Genomic DNA, 14,446 nt, shown 5'->3' on the forward strand with positions numbered 1-14,446 from the left:
CGGGCAGGTGCTCGCGGCGGTGACCGCCCGGCAACCCAACGAACTCGCCGCGCAGCGCGCCGCCGACCGCGGTCATGGCCACCAGGGCGGATAGCCCAATGATCAACTGGGACAGCCGGAATCGCCGCCAGGGTCGTTCTGGAGGCGGTTCGATCACGTTGAGACGCATCGACCAGCCGGACGGGCCATCCTCGTCGTAGGCGGCCGGCGTGTACGGCAACCGCACATCGCCGGGATATTCGGTTTGAGACCAAGCCAATTCGCGATCCGTCATCGCGTCGTGGTCGATCACCAGCACGTCGCCGGCCGCGAGTTCGGTGACGTCGCCGCCCGCAGACGTGGTGAGCAGGCCGAAGGATGTGCGCGTGCGGAGCTCCACTTCCTCACCCCGGGAAGCCAACATCAAAGCGCCGGCCGCCGCGGCGACCGCCGGCTGCGACGGTGTGACGACCGGTCGGCGGGAATGCACCGAAAGGCGCTCGGTGACAAGCGGAATGCTGGCGCCGCCACCGACGGTGACCACCGCCGCGAGGTCCGTCCAGCTCTTGCCCTGCCGGGCCAGCATGTCGTCGAACGCATAGATGAATCCGCTCAGGCGATCCTGTATCAGGTCGCCCAGCTCGTCGCGAGTGAGCCTCATGCTGCATCGGCGGCCACCGAGCTCGGCGCCGAATTCGATCACCGTCTCGGTGGACAGCCGCTCCTTGGCCACGCGGCATTGCTCGCTGAGCAGGCCGAGTTGGCCGACGGCCGCGGTGCTGGCGGGGTCGATACCGCTGCCGTGTCCGAGTTCCTCGAAGACCCGAAGCAACAGCGCCTGATCGATCTCGTCGCCGGAGAACTCTGCGTAACGCAATGTGGGACTGACGGGTTCGAAATCGCCGGCGATGCTCACCAACGTCGCGGACGTGCCGGATCCGCCGAAATCGAGCAGCCCGACCACACCGGTCGCCGCGAGGCACAGCTCGGCGTTCGCGGCCGTCAACGAGGCGATCGTGTCCGAGACCAACCGGGGCGCCACGCCGCTGCGGACGAAGCCCAGATGCGTTCGTAGCCCGTCACGCAGCGCCTGCACCGTCGACGGCTGCCAATATGCCGGAACCGCAATGGAGATCTCCGAGGAGGCCGCGTCCGCACCGGCGGCGAGCACCATCGCGTCCAGGGCCTCGACCAACAACAGGTCCGGGTCGTGAGCGGACCCGTCGGGGGAGATGAGCGCCACCGAATCACCGACCCGCTCCACGAAGCCGCGCATGAGCACGCCTTGTTCGCTCAACGGCAGATTGTCGTCGAGCAGACCGATTTTCGGCGCGCAGTGCGGATACAGCGTGAGCACAGCGCGGCGTGAAACCGGTGGACTTCCGTTACTGGCGGCGACCAGGTTTGTGGTCCCGATCGACAACCCGAGCGGGTCGTACATAGATCGAAAACTTTCGTCTATAGGGGTCGGTGGCCAGCGTTAACCTTAGCCGTGGACACGCTCAAAGCAGATGGCTTGCAATGCCATTGGTATACGCTCGATGCGGTTGTGTCACCGAAGCGGTACCGAAAACCCCTTGACAAGGGGCGTGAAGTCACACCACCGTCAGCGGCAGCGAACGCCTCGGCTCGAACTGGAATGACGCTCCGCGACTGACCTTCGCCACCGATACCTCTGGCAGTTCGGCTGCGGGCGTGTCGGTTTCAATCACTTCCGCGATCCAGTCGGTATCGGTGCCGCAAACCTCAACGGCGAGCCGCGGATTCACGGCCGTCGCAATCGCTTGCAGCGGGTGCGCGGATCCGGGTGAGCACAGCGATATCCAGGCGCCGTCGTCGTGTGCCGGCGAGGCGTGCACGACCAGGCGGTTAGCGTCGGTCTCCGCCACGACATAGCCTGCCGGGTTCAGCAGCGGGTGCAGCTCGAGAACCCGCATCGCCCCGTCGACCCCGTCGGGTAACCCGAGCGCGCGATGAATCCGCTCCGCGGCCAGCCCGGCCAGGCCGATCAGGCCGCGGGTGCCGATGGACACGGCTTCGGCGTTGTCGGCCGCGCGTGCCCGCACCGCGACCGCGAACGACAGGTACAGCAGGTGCATCTGCAGGCAGATCTCGTCGGCCATCCGGACCAGCGCCGAGTGAGAGAACGCGGCGAAGTCGAAGTCGGACAGCAGCGCACCGGAGTAATCCGGCTGGCCCTCGTCGGATCGATCGATGGGGTCGAGTTCCCATGTCGCAGCGCGGGTTTGACGGACGATGTCCAATGCCGGAATGCTCTTGGCCTCGGGATAGGACTCGTCGATGATCACCGTCCACGCACAATGCGGATGACGATCCGCGGGAACCCGCGGCGGCCGGTGGATGGGGCGCATCTGCGCGCGGGGGTTGGTCGCCACCGCGGTGGCGTCGAACGTCGGGTCCTCGATGGTGTGGCACATCCCGAACACGTATTCCTCGCCCATCGGCTCCACGTCGAGCAGGGCGCCGCAGTGGTCGAGTTGAAATTCGCCGTGCCAGCGGTCGTGAATGGTGTAGCGGAAATCCATGAATTGCGGCGGGGCACCGATGTCGAGCTGCAGGCCCTTGAAGATGGTGGGCACGTCGTCGCCCTCGTAGTTCAGCGCGCGCTGCATCCGCTTGGTGTAGATCGGGCTGGCGCCCGCCCACTCCTCGATGGCGATCTGCACCATTTCCTCGCGGCCGAACGCATTGATGCACCAGGCCATCCCGGAACGGTCGATCATGTGCCCGATCAGGAGCAGCTCGGGAACCAGGACGGTCAGCTGCTCGCGCGACAACGACGCGTATCGGGATCCGCTCACCGCCCAAAAATAGACTCGACTATGTTATAAAGTCAACAATGTCCATTGCCGCAGGCCAGACAACCGGGCGCACGGTCGGTCCCACCCGGCGCACCACCGCGCCGCGCAAACGCGGCGACGATACCCGCGCGAAGATCATCGACGAGACGGTCCGCTGCATCGTGGAGGAGGGCTTCGCCGCGGCCACCGCCAAGCACGTGGCCGAACGCGCGGGCGTGACGTGGGGGGTCATCCAGTACCACTTCGGCGACCGCCACGGCCTGTTGATGGCCGTCGTCGACGACGGAGTGGACAGACTGATCGAGAGCCTGTCGTCGGCGGACGTCAGCGAGCTGCCGCTGCGCGAGCGCATCGAAGTCGTCGTCGACACCGCGTGGAGCTGTTACAGCAGCCCCACTTCGATGGCCGCCTTCGAGATTCTGCGGGTGACGCGCGGCGGCCCGGGCGAATCCTCGCGGCGGCATCTGCTCGAGATGAACTCCGCGATCGGCCAGCTCGGCCGGCTGATCACCGAGGATCCCGCGAATGCCGGTGTGGCCGAGGTGATCTGGGCCGCGCTGCGGGGTGTGGTGCTGGCGCAGATGATCACCGGCACGCCCATCGATTGGAGCCTGGAACGACGCGCCCTGATCGACATGGTCACCCGTGTGCTGCAATGACGGGATGACCCCTCAAGACTTCGCGGACATCGAAGCCATCAAGCAAGTCAAATACCGCTACCTGCGTGCGCTGGACACCAAGCATTGGGACGACTTCGCGGACACGCTGGCCGAGGACATCACGGCCGACTACGGCCCGTCGATCGGCAACGAACTGCACTTCACCAACCGCGCCGACCTCGTCGAGTACATGCGGACATCGCTGCCCCTCAACGTCATCACCGAGCACCGGGTGACCCATCCGGACATCACCGTGGACGGCGACACCGCCACGGGCAGCTGGTATCTCCAAGACCGGGTCATCGTCGCCGACCTCAACTTCATGCTGATCGGCGCCGCCTTCTACCGCGACACCTACCGGCGCACCGACGCCGGTTGGAAGATCAGCGGAACCGGTTACGACAGGACCTACGACGCCACAATGTCGTTGGAGGGCATGGACTTTAAGATCAAGCCCGGCCGCGCGCTGGCGACATAAAGCCCGACTATTTCGTAATCGCGATTACCGCGCCGGGTTGCAGCCATTTCATGATCGACACCAGCTGCGCGTCGTCGATCGCGACGCAGCCCTCGGTGGGGGCGCCGTCGGTGGTGTGGAAGAAGAACGCCGCGCCGCCGCCGGGAACCTTGTTCTTGTTGACGCCCATCACAACCGCGTGCTTGTACTGCGGGATTTCCAGGTTCTCGCTGTCGGCCGTGTTGAACGGGCACTGCGACTTCTGGCAGACCTGCATGGAGTTGAACGTGGGGCTGTGGTCGTCGCCGCTCCACCAGTGGTTCGGTCCGACCTGCGTGTACGGCAGACCGGTGCCCGGATTCGGCGCCGTGCCGAAAGCGGAGTCGAGGGAGTAGACGCCCATCGGGGTGGCCGGAACCCCGCTCTTGGCCTGCGGCGCCATGCCCGCCGAGCCGACGTGGGTGGGAATGCCGCTCCGCAGGTCCTGCCAGCCGGCGGCGGTGCGTTGCCAGACGTCCATCGTCGCGTTCGAACCGCCGGTGCTCACCACCGAAACCACTTGTGTGGCATTGCCAACCGAGTTGGCGAACCAGGGGGTGGCCGCGCCGCTCACCGGCGCGAGGAATACCGACGCACATATCACGCACGCCGCGGCGCACAGCAAAGCTAGCAGTCGGCGCATGAAGTCAATGGTCAGGTGGCGGCAACCCCAGGTCAAGTTAAGTTTTGGGCCCGATTGTGTCACCCTGGCGTGATCAACCGGCGCCGAGCGTGGGCACCGGCGGCCAAGACGCGCGGGCTATACCGAGTCATACTGGCGTCATGGCGGTCTTTGTCCGGAGGTTGTTCGGCATCGGCAAGCTACCCGAAGACCTGCACGCTCAGGTCGAAGCGGAGGGCCTCATCTATCTCGCCGACTACGTCGCGGTGACCCGGCGGTTCAGCGGCGTGATACCGGGCGCGCGGTTGCCGCACAGCGTGGCCAGCTACTCGGGCTCGCTGGTGTTCACGTCGGAGCGGGTGCTGGCGACGTTGTCGATGCTGCCGAAGCTGGCCGGTCCGACCGTCGACGTGCGCTGGGACGCTCCCCAGACGGGCGCGGCGAAGGCCGAGATTTCGGCGACCGGATTGGAGGTCAACCTCGATGTCGCCGAGGTCGACCCGAAGTTCAGCGGCGAACTCGAGCTGCACTACAAGGCGACCATCCCGGAGGACGTCCTCGACGTGCTGCCGCTGCGGTCGCTGGCCTTCGACGTGCCGGCCGAATACGTGATTCGGGCGGTCGGCGTCACTTATAGTCCGTGAGCGTGATCCGGGGCCAGGGCGGCTGCCGGAGCACCGCCAAGCTGGCGATCACCGCCGCCAACAGGCCGGTAAGCACTCCGATCAGCGCGACCCGGTTGGAATCCACGGCCGCCACCCAGCGCGCCTCGCCGCCGCGGATCACGAACACACCGACCGGTTTGGCCACCGGGATCACCGTGGCGCCGTCGGGCGTCTGGTACGGCTGGCCGTAGCCACCTGCGACGCTGCCGTCGGTGGGCAGCTGCTCGAATGCGGGGAAATTACCGGAAAGCTTCACGCGACACTCCCTTCGTGACGAACCGCTCCGAAGCATTTTCCTCCGCCGCGATTCTTACGATGGCCGTGTGAGTGATCACGCATTCAATCCGCAGGAGCGCCGTGCCGTGTACCGGGTGATCTCCGAGCGCCGCGACATGCGCCGGTTCGTACGGGGCGGCGTGGTGCCCCATGACGTGCTGGTTCGTCTGCTGCAGGCGGCGCATGCCGCGCCTAGTGTCGGCCTCATGCAGCCGTGGCGCTTCATCCGGATCACCGATGACCTGCTGCGAAGGCGCATTCACGCGCTCGTCGACGAGGAGCGCCCGCGCACCGCCGCCGCCCTGGGAGAGCGGGGCGAGGAGTTTCTGGCGCTCAAGGTCGAGGGCATCCTGGACTGCGCCGAGCTTTTCGTGGTCGCGCTGGGTGACGACCGTGGTCGGCACGTCTTCGGCCGGCGGACGTTGCCGCAGATGGATCTCGCGTCGGTGTCGTGCGCAATCCAGAACCTGTGGCTGGCGGCCCGCTCGGAAGGCCTCGGCATGGGCTGGGTCTCCCTGTTCGAGCCGCGCCGGTTGGCGGACCTGCTGGGCATGCCCGACGACGCCGAACCGGTGGCCATCCTGTGCCTGGGCCCGGTGCCCGAATTTCCCGACCGCCCGGCGTTGGAACTGGACGGCTGGACCGTCGGGCGGCCGCTGTCGGAGTTCGTCTCCGAAAACCACTGGGGCCAGCCGGCGCGGGACAACGGCGCGGTGACGATGTGACGGAGTCGACGGGCGAGAACGTCCTGATCGTGCATTGGCACGACCTCGGACGCCACCTCGGCGCCTACGGCAACCCGGATGTGTCCAGCCCACGCCTGGACAAACTTGCCGCCGAGGGCATCCTGTTCACCCGCGCCCACGCCACCGCGCCGCTGTGCTCGCCGTCTCGGGGATCGCTGTTCACCGGGCGCTACCCGCAGAGCAACGGGCTCGTCGGCCTGGCCCACCACGGCTGGGAATACCGCAGCGGAGTCCGCACCCTTCCCCAGATATTGTCCGGATCGGGTTGGTACTCAGCGCTTTTCGGTATGCAGCACGAGACGTCGTATCCGAAGCGGCTCGGGTTCGACGAATTCGACGTGTCGAACTCCTACTGCGAATACGTGGTGGACAGGGTCCGGGACTGGCTGCATCAGGGCGCGCCGGCGCTATCCGAGCAACCGTTCTTGTTGACGGCCGGGTTCTTTGAAACCCACCGGCCCTTCTCGCGCGATCGCTATGCGCCGGCCGACCGCGCCGCCGTCGACCTGCCCGACTACCTGCCGGACACTCCCGAGGTACGCCAGGATCTCGCGGACTTTTACGGATCCATCGCCACCGCGGACGCCGCGGTGGGCGAGCTCCTGGACACGCTGGCCGAGACCGGACTGGACGCCAACACCTGGGTGGTGTTCCTGACCGATCACGGCGCGGCGTTCCCGCGCGCCAAATCCACTCTGTACGACGCCGGAACGGGCATCGCCATGATGATCCGCCCGCCCACCAACCGGAACATCGCGCCGCGGGTCTACGACGAATTGTTCAGCGGCGTGGACCTGGTCCCCACCCTGCTGGACCTGCTGGGCCTCGACATCCCGGCCGAAGTCGACGGCGTATCGCACGCGCACGCCCTGCTCACCCCGGACAACCACGCCGACCCCGTGCGCGACCACGTCTACACGATGAAGACCTATCACGACTCTTTCGACCCGATCCGCGCAATTCGCACAAAGGAATACAGCTACATCGAGAACTACGTGCCGCGGCCGGTGCTGGACCTGCCGTGGGACATCGAGGAAAGCCCGTCCGGCATAGCCGTCGCGCCCTTCGTCAAGGCGCCGCGTCCGCAGCGCGAACTCTACGATCTGCGCGCGGACCCCACCGAGACGGTCAACCTGCTGACCGGTGGCGGCACCGGGATGGAGGTGATCGCGTCCGATCTGGCTGTGCGCCTGCATGATTGGCGCCAACGAACCGGAGACGTCATTCCTTCGGACTTCGCCGGCACCCGCATCGCGCAGCGCTATACCGAGACATATCTACGGATCCACCACAGGGCGCCGACTAGCCGCTCGGCGATCGCCGTCGACCGCGGTGTCGAGGAAGAGGCAGCGCCGCCCGAGCAATAGTTGCGTTCAGCGTGAAGCTAATTCGCGGCGATTCTGCCGCAATGAGTTGCGCGGTAGGCTAATCCGATGTCCGCGACGTCCTATCTGGTACTCGCCACACAGCGCAGCGGCAGCACCCTGCTCGTGGAATCGCTGCGCGCGACCGGATGCGCCGGGGAACCGCAAGAGTTTTTCCAATACCTGCCGTCCACCGGCATGGCGCCCCAGCCCCGGCAGTGGTTCGCCGATGCCGAGGACGAGTCGATCCTGCGGCTGCTCGATCCGCTTGTTCCCGGCACCCCGGACCCCGCGACGCCGGAGGCGTGGCGCGAGCACATCCGTAGTTCCGGCCGTACGCCCAACGGCATCTGGGGCGGCAAGCTGATGTGGAACCAGACGCCGCTGTTGCTGGAGCGCGCGGCTAAGCTCCCGGACCGCTCGGGTGACACCCTGGGCGCGGCGATCCGCGATGTGATCGGCAGCGAGCCGGTCTACGTGCACGTCTATCGACCGGACGTGGTGTCGCAGGCGGTGTCGTTCTGGCGCGCCGTGCAGACCCAGGTGTGGCGGGGCCGGCCGGACCCCGAGCGCGACTCGCGGGCCGACTATCACGCGGGCGCCATCGCACACATCGTCAGGAACCTGCGGGGCCAGGAAACGAGCTGGCGCGCTTGGTTCGCCGAGGAAGCCATTGAACCGATCGACATCTCCTACCCGGTGCTGTGGCGCAACCTGACTTCGATCGTCGCCGACATTCTCATCGCCCTCGGACAGGATCCGAAGCTGGCTCCCCCGCCGATGCTGGAACGGCAGGCCAATCAGCGCTCCGACGAGTGGGTCGACCGCTATCGGGAAGAGGCGCCGGCGCTGGGGCTACCCACCTGAGGGTTGCGAGCCGCCGACCTGGGCGACGATGAACACCCGCCGGAACGGGAAGATCGTCGTCCCGTCGGACCGGGCGGGATAGGCATCGTCGAGCAACGGGATGAGTTCCTGGCGAAATTCCTCCCAGCTCTCGTCGTCGAGGCGCTCGCGGACCGGGACCAGCGCGGTGCCGGTGATCCATTCCAGCACCGGGTGCTCGCCGGTCAGCTGGTGCAGATACGTGGTCTCCCAGACGTCCACCCGGCATCCGGCGTCCATCAGAAGATTGGCGTAATGCGTCGGTGACTGGACCACCGCCCCGACACGAAATGGTATGTCGCGCATGGTTTTTGCGTAGTGCTCGCGGCGAGCCACCGCCCGCACCGCGGCATGCGACGGCGTGTCGAAGTTGGCCGGGATCTGGGCGCCGATCCAGGATCCGGGCGCCAGTTCACCGGTCCAGCGCAGCAGCAGGTCGGCGTGTTCGGGCACCCAGTGCAGCGCCGCGTTGCTGATCACCACGTCGGTGTCGGGCTTGGGCTTCCACTCCCGCAAGTCACCGGTGGTGGCGTCGATGCCGCGCTCCCGGGCGGCCGCGACCATCTCGGGTGAGCTGTCCATCGCCTCGATCACCGCGCCGGGCCAGCGCTTGGACAGGTACTTGGTCAGGTGGCCGGGGCCGCAACCGAGGTCGACGACGCGGCGGGCGCGCTCGGCACCTACCCGCGAAAGCAAGTCGTAAAACGGGCGGCTGCGATGGTCGGCAAACGCCAGGTAGACGTCGGGATCCCACATGGCGGTCCTCCTGATCGATACCGTCGCTAGTCCGCTGATAGACAGAACCGTATTACCGTATGCGCTCCCGGCGCCGCCCGAGTGGGCCCGCATTCCACAGCGCCGATCCGAAACCGGCCAAGCGCCCCGGCCCCTCGGGCTAGCATCGGCGTTCGTGACGTTCGATCCCACGCCCATTCCGCTTCCCGACGCGCCCGGCGCCGACGTCCCGCCCGGCGCCGAGGGATTGCCGCCGCGCTCTGCCTTGTCGCCCCGCGATCGGATGGTCGTCGAGGCATCCGCGGTCGGGGATCTCGCGCTGCGCACCTGGGTCTCGTCGGTGCTGGCGACCACGGTCGCACCGGTCGTTCTCGCCACCTCGGTGCGCCGGGCCGCCTCCACCGAACGCGACAACCTGAACTTCTACGCCGAGTTGGCGGCCGAGCACGACCCGGCGACGTCGTTTCCGGCGCCCACCGAACTGCCGCGGGTGTCGTCGCGGCCGGCCAGTCGGCTCGCGGAGTGGATTGCCCGCGGCACCGTGGACAACATCGCGTTCCCCAGCAGCTTCACGGCGATCAATCCCGCCATGCGCGGGCAATGGAGCGCGTGGGGGTCGAACAACACCGTGCGCGCGCAGCACTGGCGGCACGACGACGGACCGCGCCCAACGCTGTGCGTCATCCACGGTTTCATGGGATCGTCGTATCTGGCGAACGGGCGATTCTTCTCCCTCCCTTGGTATTACCGGTCCGGCTACGACGTCTTGATGTACACGTTGCCGTTTCACGGCCAACGGGCCGAAAGGTTCTCGCCGTTCAGCGGATTCGGCTATTTCGCCGGCGGACTGAGCGGCTTCGCGGAGGCGATGGCCCAGGCCGTGCACGACTTCCGTTCCATCGTGGACTATTTGCGCCACACCGGCGTCGAGCGCATCGCGCTGACCGGGATCTCGCTGGGCGGTTACACGTCCGCGCTCGTGGCCTCGGTCGACGACCGGCTCGAGGCCGTCATTCCCAACTGCCCCGTCGTCACTCCCGCGACGATGTTCGACGAATGGTTCCCCGCCAACAAACTTGTCGGGCTCGGCCTGCGGCTGTCCAAGATCAGCCGTGAGGAGCTAGACGCCGGACTGTCCTATCACTGCCCGCTGAACTACCGGCCGCTGGTCGACCGTCGGATGATCATCACCGGTCTGGGTGACCGGATGGCCCCGCCGGACCAGGCCGTGATGCTGTGGCGGCATTGGGATCACTGTGCGCTGCACTGGTTTCCGGGCAGTCATCTGCTGCACATCAGTCAGCTCGACTATCTGCGCCGGATGACCAGCTTCCTGCACGGATTCATGTTCGACTGACGGCCTCGGTCCGCGGTTCCCGGTGCTTCCCGGCCGCCGCGCTGGGCCAGCGCAGCCGTGTCAGCAGGTCGGCGGGTGCATCCGTGTGCCCGTCGAGGCGTTCCGTGGACGACAAATCCAGCGCCGCCAACGCCGGCTGGTGGTTTCCGTGTTGCGGCGTCAATCCGTCCAGCGGTGCACCGCTTTTCGGCGGGGCCTCGGTGAGGAATGCACATGCGGCCGCGATCGTGGCGCGGCTTCCCGGCCCGGAGGCGGCGATCTCCAGGGCCGTGCACGTCTCGCGCGCCGGATAGGACCGGATCGCGTCCAAAGTGTCCGCTAATCCGTCGTCGACGCTGACTTGGTATGCCGCAATGTAATCCGAGCCGCCGCGCTGCACACCGCGCCACGTCTCGCGGACATTCGGGGTGAGCAACCGAGGCACGTCGTCGGGCCCGACGGTGCCGGCCTCCCACCCGAGCTCACGAAGATGATCGGCGAGCCGGCGCACCGCGACCTCGGCCGTCTCGTGCAACGGGATCCGCGCCGAGCGCGCCCGCAGCGCCGTCAGATTGTCGGCGGCCGACACGGTGAGCCCGATCCAGGTCTCCCGGCGCGACGCGTCGGATTCGTTGCCGCGGCTGGTGATTCGGATCTTGTCGGCGCGGATGCCGTAGCGATCCAGATACCCGGCGATCACCGGCAGCGGCAGGGCATCCGAATCGCCGACCGGGGCCCCGATGCGCAGCAGCGCGGTGGTCTTGGTGGCGGGCCCGGACCGCGGTACGAATCCGCTCCGGCGTCCGATGATCGCGAGCCGGCGGCCCGCGATGGTGGTGAAGTACAGTCCACGCGACCAGCCGAATAGCACGATCACGGCGAAGGCGGCGATACCGAGCAGCCAGTAGTCGCGGGTGGACTGCCAGGGGTAGGCCAGCACCGCGGGCACGACGGCCAACGCCGCCAAGGTGATTCGGCCGCTTCCTGGAACCGGTGGCGCACTCACGGGGTGGTCTCCTTTCGTCGGACGATCGCGGCGATGCCGGCGACGGCCGCGACGAGCAAAGCCAGCGCGGCGGTCCCGACGAACGCGACGGTCCGTGGTGTGGTGTCTCTCGGCGCCGGCGCCGGCGGTACGGCCACCGGCTTCGCCGTGGCCGCGCCGGGCCCGTTGCCGGCGGGCAGCTCCCAGGTCAGCGCCGCCACCGCGTCGACGCTGCCCGCGCCGACGACATTCGACGGCGCGCGGGCACCGTTGTGCGCGGTCGCCGTGATGCGGTGGATCGCCTGGGCGGCCGTCAGATCTGGGTACTTGCTGCGGACCAGCGCCGCGACGCCGGCCACATAAGCGGCCGCATAGCTGGTGCCGCTCAGTGCGATCTGTTGCTGATGGTCGTCGGGCAGGCCGTTGGCGAGACCGCCGCCGTCCCGGTTGCTCAGCGACGCAATGTTTTCGCCCGGTGCCGCGACACCCACCCACGGTCCCGCCATGGTGAATTTCGAGGCCTGGCCATCCGGTGTCAGGGACGCCGCCGACAGCACGTACGGCTGCCACCACGACGGGATGGAAACCGACGCGACGCCGGCCCAGTTCCGCGGATCACCGGGACGCCCCAGGTCGGTAAGCGGGTTCGATTCGCAGGACGTTCCGCCGCCCACCGATCCCGTCGCCCCGGTATTGCCCGCGGCGGCCACGATGACCGCGTCCTTGTCCACGGCCGCATACCGGACCGCCGCACCCAGCGCGGCCTGGTCGACGGGCCGGTCGGCGGGCAGGCAGGTCACCGTGGAGATGTTGATCACCTTCGCGCCCAGGTCGGCCGCATGCACGATCGCGCGGGCCAGCGTCGCGACGTCGAAGGAGGCGCGCGCCAGCATCGGATCCCCGCCCGGCGTCCTCGGTGAGAACTTGGCCGACATCGCCCGCAGCGACAGCACCCGCGCCGCGGGCGCTACGCCCGAAAAGCCGTCTTCGCCGGCGGGCTGCCCGGCGATGATGCCGGCGACCAGGGTGCCGTGCCCGTCGCAATCGGTCAGGCCGTCGGTCGTCTCCACGTAGTCACCGCCGGGTTCGACGTTGGGCAGCCGCGGGCCGGGTCGTACCCCGGTGTCGATGACCGCGACCAGCTGGCCTTCGCCGCGGGAAAACTGCCAGGCCCCAGGCAGATTCAGCATCGCCTGGCTGCGCGTCACCACACCGGGATCGGTGCCGGGGATGACACCGGAGGTAGTGCACGGGCCGCGCTGCTCCATCGACTCCCCGGGTCCCGGGGTGCCGCCGGGCGGTGGCACGCCGGGGTCGACCGCCGGCGGACTCACCGCGAACGCGGGCGGAGCGGCCCACGCCGCGACGGCCAGAGCCGCCGTGGCGCAGGCTAATCCGGTTCGAATCATCGATTGAGTACCCAGCCGAACAGCCCCACCAGGTACGCCATGACCGGGATCAGCGAGCCGTCGAGCCCCGCCGCGACGAAGCCCAGCAGCCGGCGCGCCGGCAGCGAATAGCTTTCCGGCGACGCGATGCCCGGGTTCAGCGCGACCACCACCCACACGAGCATGAGCGCGGTCAGCACGAGCACCGCGCCCAGCGCGGCGCCGTAGCGTCCCGTCGCCGCGTAGAGCACGGCGAGGACGCCGGCCGCCAGATACGGCTGAGCGAGCAGCCACGCCTTGCACGCGGCCGAATCCCACACTCGGGCACGCAGGATCGATGCGGCCGCCGTCGCGGCCACCACGTACCAGCCCACCCCGCTCAATGCCTCCGGGCGCAGCGCGATCGCCACCGATCCCAGGACACTGAGCAGCACCGCGGCGGCAATGAAACCGCTCTGATGGGCGTCGCTGATGCGGACGCGGCGCGGGAAGTCCTCGAGCACCCGCAGCGACGGGGCGGACGGGGTTGGGTCGCCCGGCGCCGGGATGACCGGCAGCGGGAAGCGCGCCCACACCGCGGACAGCTGAGCCGCCTTGATGGTGACCAGCAGGGCCGCCACGATCAGGCCGCACCCGATGGTCAATACCGGTAGGCGCCAAATCAATTCGGCACCGGACGCGAGCAGCAGTCCGGCACCGACCACCGCGGTCGCGGTGAAGAAGCCGACGATCCGCTCGCGCTCGGCGCTGGGAACCATCAGGGCGATCAGGGACCAGGCGGTGACACCGGCCGCGACCAGCATCAGCTGCGCCGCTCCGAATTTCCCGGGCACCGCTAACGCCAGCGCGGCGCCGATCGGCGCCAGCGCCGTGATCGACAGCGCTGTCCCCGTCCCCCGGGGCCTGACCAGCAACCCGGCCAGCGCCGTGATGGCCGCGATCACACCGACCGCGATCAGCCCGGCCAGCGCGCCGGTCGCCACCCGGTAAGCGACCCCCAGGCCCGTCGCAAGTAGGGCCACCGTGATCACCGCGGCCAGCGCTCCACGCTGGATGTGCGCTGTGCCCCAGGGCTTTAGCCGCGAGGCCGAGAAGATCATGGCGGCGTCGGCGATGTCCTCGACGATCCCCGGCGCGGCCGGACCGACGGGCACCGGCTGCAACGCCAACAGATCCCCGTCGACGACCCCGACGGTGTCGAGACTGGCGTCCAGGCTGAACGGCGCCCCTCCCACGGGGGCGAGGCTCAGCTGGGAACCGGCCTGGATGTCGCCGGCGTCATCGGGCTCGTCGGGCGCCGCGGGAACCACCAAACGCTGTACCGCGGGCAGGATTTCGCGCAGCGGCAACTCCGCGGGCAGCGCCATCTCCGTCAACCTACTGTCCGCGAGGATGGCCACGCGGACGATAGGCATGACGGTGCCGGACGTCACTGGACCCTCGAATACTGGGGCCGTTCCTGGGACATCGTGCTCTCTTTCTATCTAG

The 14,446-nt window shown here is 68.1% G+C and carries 15 protein-coding genes; 7 read left to right on the plus strand and 8 right to left on the minus strand.

The genetic code is table 11. The features are described from left to right. On the minus strand, window positions 1-1,420 hold a 1,420-nt coding region (locus tag A5736_RS16670), incomplete at its 3' end, for an Hsp70 family protein (RefSeq protein ID WP_076247434.1). Window positions 1,421-1,574: 154 nt separating this feature from the next. After that, window positions 1,575-2,801: a hypothetical protein gene (locus A5736_RS16675; RefSeq protein ID WP_076247435.1), complete on the minus strand. Its 1,227-nt coding sequence runs from the start codon at window positions 2,799-2,801 to the stop codon at window positions 1,575-1,577. Window positions 2,802-2,839: 38 nt separating this feature from the next. Between A5736_RS16675 and A5736_RS16680 the strand changes: the two genes are divergently transcribed. Then, window positions 2,840-3,460 carry a TetR/AcrR family transcriptional regulator gene (locus A5736_RS16680; RefSeq protein WP_076123689.1) on the plus strand — a complete coding sequence of 207 codons (621 nt, stop codon included), beginning with the start codon at window positions 2,840-2,842 and terminating at the stop codon, window positions 3,458-3,460. After that, the gene (locus tag A5736_RS16685; protein ID WP_076123688.1) at window positions 3,447-3,938 is read left to right on the plus strand and encodes a nuclear transport factor 2 family protein; all 492 of its coding nucleotides are present in this window, start codon (window positions 3,447-3,449) and stop codon (window positions 3,936-3,938) included. The genes A5736_RS16680 and A5736_RS16685 overlap by 14 nt, the downstream gene beginning before the upstream one ends. A 7-nt stretch (window positions 3,939-3,945) precedes the next feature. On the opposite strand, the gene A5736_RS16690 is transcribed toward A5736_RS16685, so the two are convergent. Further along, the gene (locus tag A5736_RS16690; RefSeq protein WP_076247437.1) at window positions 3,946-4,599 is read right to left on the minus strand and encodes a L,D-transpeptidase; all 654 of its coding nucleotides are present in this window, start codon (window positions 4,597-4,599) and stop codon (window positions 3,946-3,948) included. A 140-nt stretch (window positions 4,600-4,739) separates the two neighbouring features. On the opposite strand from A5736_RS16690, the gene A5736_RS16695 reads away from it, so the two are divergent. Then, complete coding sequence (locus A5736_RS16695) at window positions 4,740-5,222, plus strand: hypothetical protein (protein ID WP_076123686.1); 483 nt, start codon at window positions 4,740-4,742, stop codon at window positions 5,220-5,222. On the opposite strand, the gene A5736_RS16700 is transcribed toward A5736_RS16695, so the two are convergent. Further along, entirely contained in the window at window positions 5,206-5,499 is a 294-nt protein-coding gene (locus A5736_RS16700; protein ID WP_369805046.1) for a hypothetical protein, read from the minus strand. The genes A5736_RS16695 and A5736_RS16700 overlap by 17 nt on opposite strands. A 67-nt stretch (window positions 5,500-5,566) precedes the next feature. On the opposite strand from A5736_RS16700, the gene bluB reads away from it, so the two are divergent. The 3 genes from bluB to A5736_RS16715 all read left to right on the plus strand — a co-directional run bounded on the left by bluB (window position 5,567) and on the right by A5736_RS16715 (window position 8,496). Continuing rightward, a complete protein-coding gene (bluB, locus tag A5736_RS16705) occupies window positions 5,567-6,244 on the plus strand; it encodes a 5,6-dimethylbenzimidazole synthase (RefSeq protein ID WP_076247438.1) in 678 nt (225 codons plus the stop codon). After that, window positions 6,241-7,632: a sulfatase gene (locus A5736_RS16710; RefSeq protein WP_076123684.1), complete on the plus strand. Its 1,392-nt coding sequence runs from the start codon at window positions 6,241-6,243 to the stop codon at window positions 7,630-7,632. Before bluB ends, A5736_RS16710 begins: the two co-directional genes overlap by 4 nt. 66 nt (window positions 7,633-7,698) lie before the next feature. After that, window positions 7,699-8,496 (plus strand): Stf0 family sulfotransferase, encoded by a 798-nt coding sequence (locus A5736_RS16715; RefSeq protein ID WP_076123683.1) that lies wholly within the window; start codon window positions 7,699-7,701, stop codon window positions 8,494-8,496. Here the strand turns inward: A5736_RS16715 and A5736_RS16720 are convergent. Next, entirely contained in the window at window positions 8,485-9,270 is a 786-nt protein-coding gene (locus tag A5736_RS16720; protein ID WP_076123682.1) for a trans-aconitate 2-methyltransferase, read from the minus strand. The genes A5736_RS16715 and A5736_RS16720 overlap by 12 nt on opposite strands. A gap of 154 nt (window positions 9,271-9,424) precedes the next feature. Between A5736_RS16720 and A5736_RS16725 the strand changes: the two genes are divergently transcribed. Then, complete coding sequence (locus A5736_RS16725; RefSeq protein ID WP_076247493.1) at window positions 9,425-10,606, plus strand: S9 family peptidase; 1,182 nt, start codon at window positions 9,425-9,427, stop codon at window positions 10,604-10,606. Here A5736_RS16725 and eccE read toward each other — a convergent pair. From eccE to eccD, 3 genes are read right to left on the minus strand one after another with little or no spacing between them, the layout of a single operon-like run. Next, on the minus strand, window positions 10,593-11,591 hold the full coding sequence (gene eccE / locus A5736_RS16730) for a type VII secretion protein EccE (RefSeq protein ID WP_083667509.1): 999 nt from the start codon (window positions 11,589-11,591) through the stop codon (window positions 10,593-10,595). The two genes, A5736_RS16725 and eccE, sit on opposite strands and share 14 nt — an antisense overlap. Then, a complete protein-coding gene (gene mycP, locus A5736_RS16735) occupies window positions 11,588-12,979 on the minus strand; it encodes a type VII secretion-associated serine protease mycosin (RefSeq protein WP_076247440.1) in 1,392 nt (463 codons plus the stop codon). The genes eccE and mycP overlap by 4 nt, the downstream gene beginning before the upstream one ends. Next, window positions 12,976-14,373, minus strand: a complete 1,398-nt coding sequence (gene eccD / locus A5736_RS16740; protein WP_139333372.1) for a type VII secretion integral membrane protein EccD — start codon at window positions 14,371-14,373, stop codon at window positions 12,976-12,978. Before eccD ends, mycP begins: the two co-directional genes overlap by 4 nt. Window positions 14,374-14,446 lie beyond the last annotated feature (73 nt).

Origin of the sequence: Mycobacterium sp. SP-6446, from assembly GCF_001954045.1 — a bacterium.
GTDB lineage: Bacteria > Actinomycetota > Actinomycetes > Mycobacteriales > Mycobacteriaceae > Mycobacterium.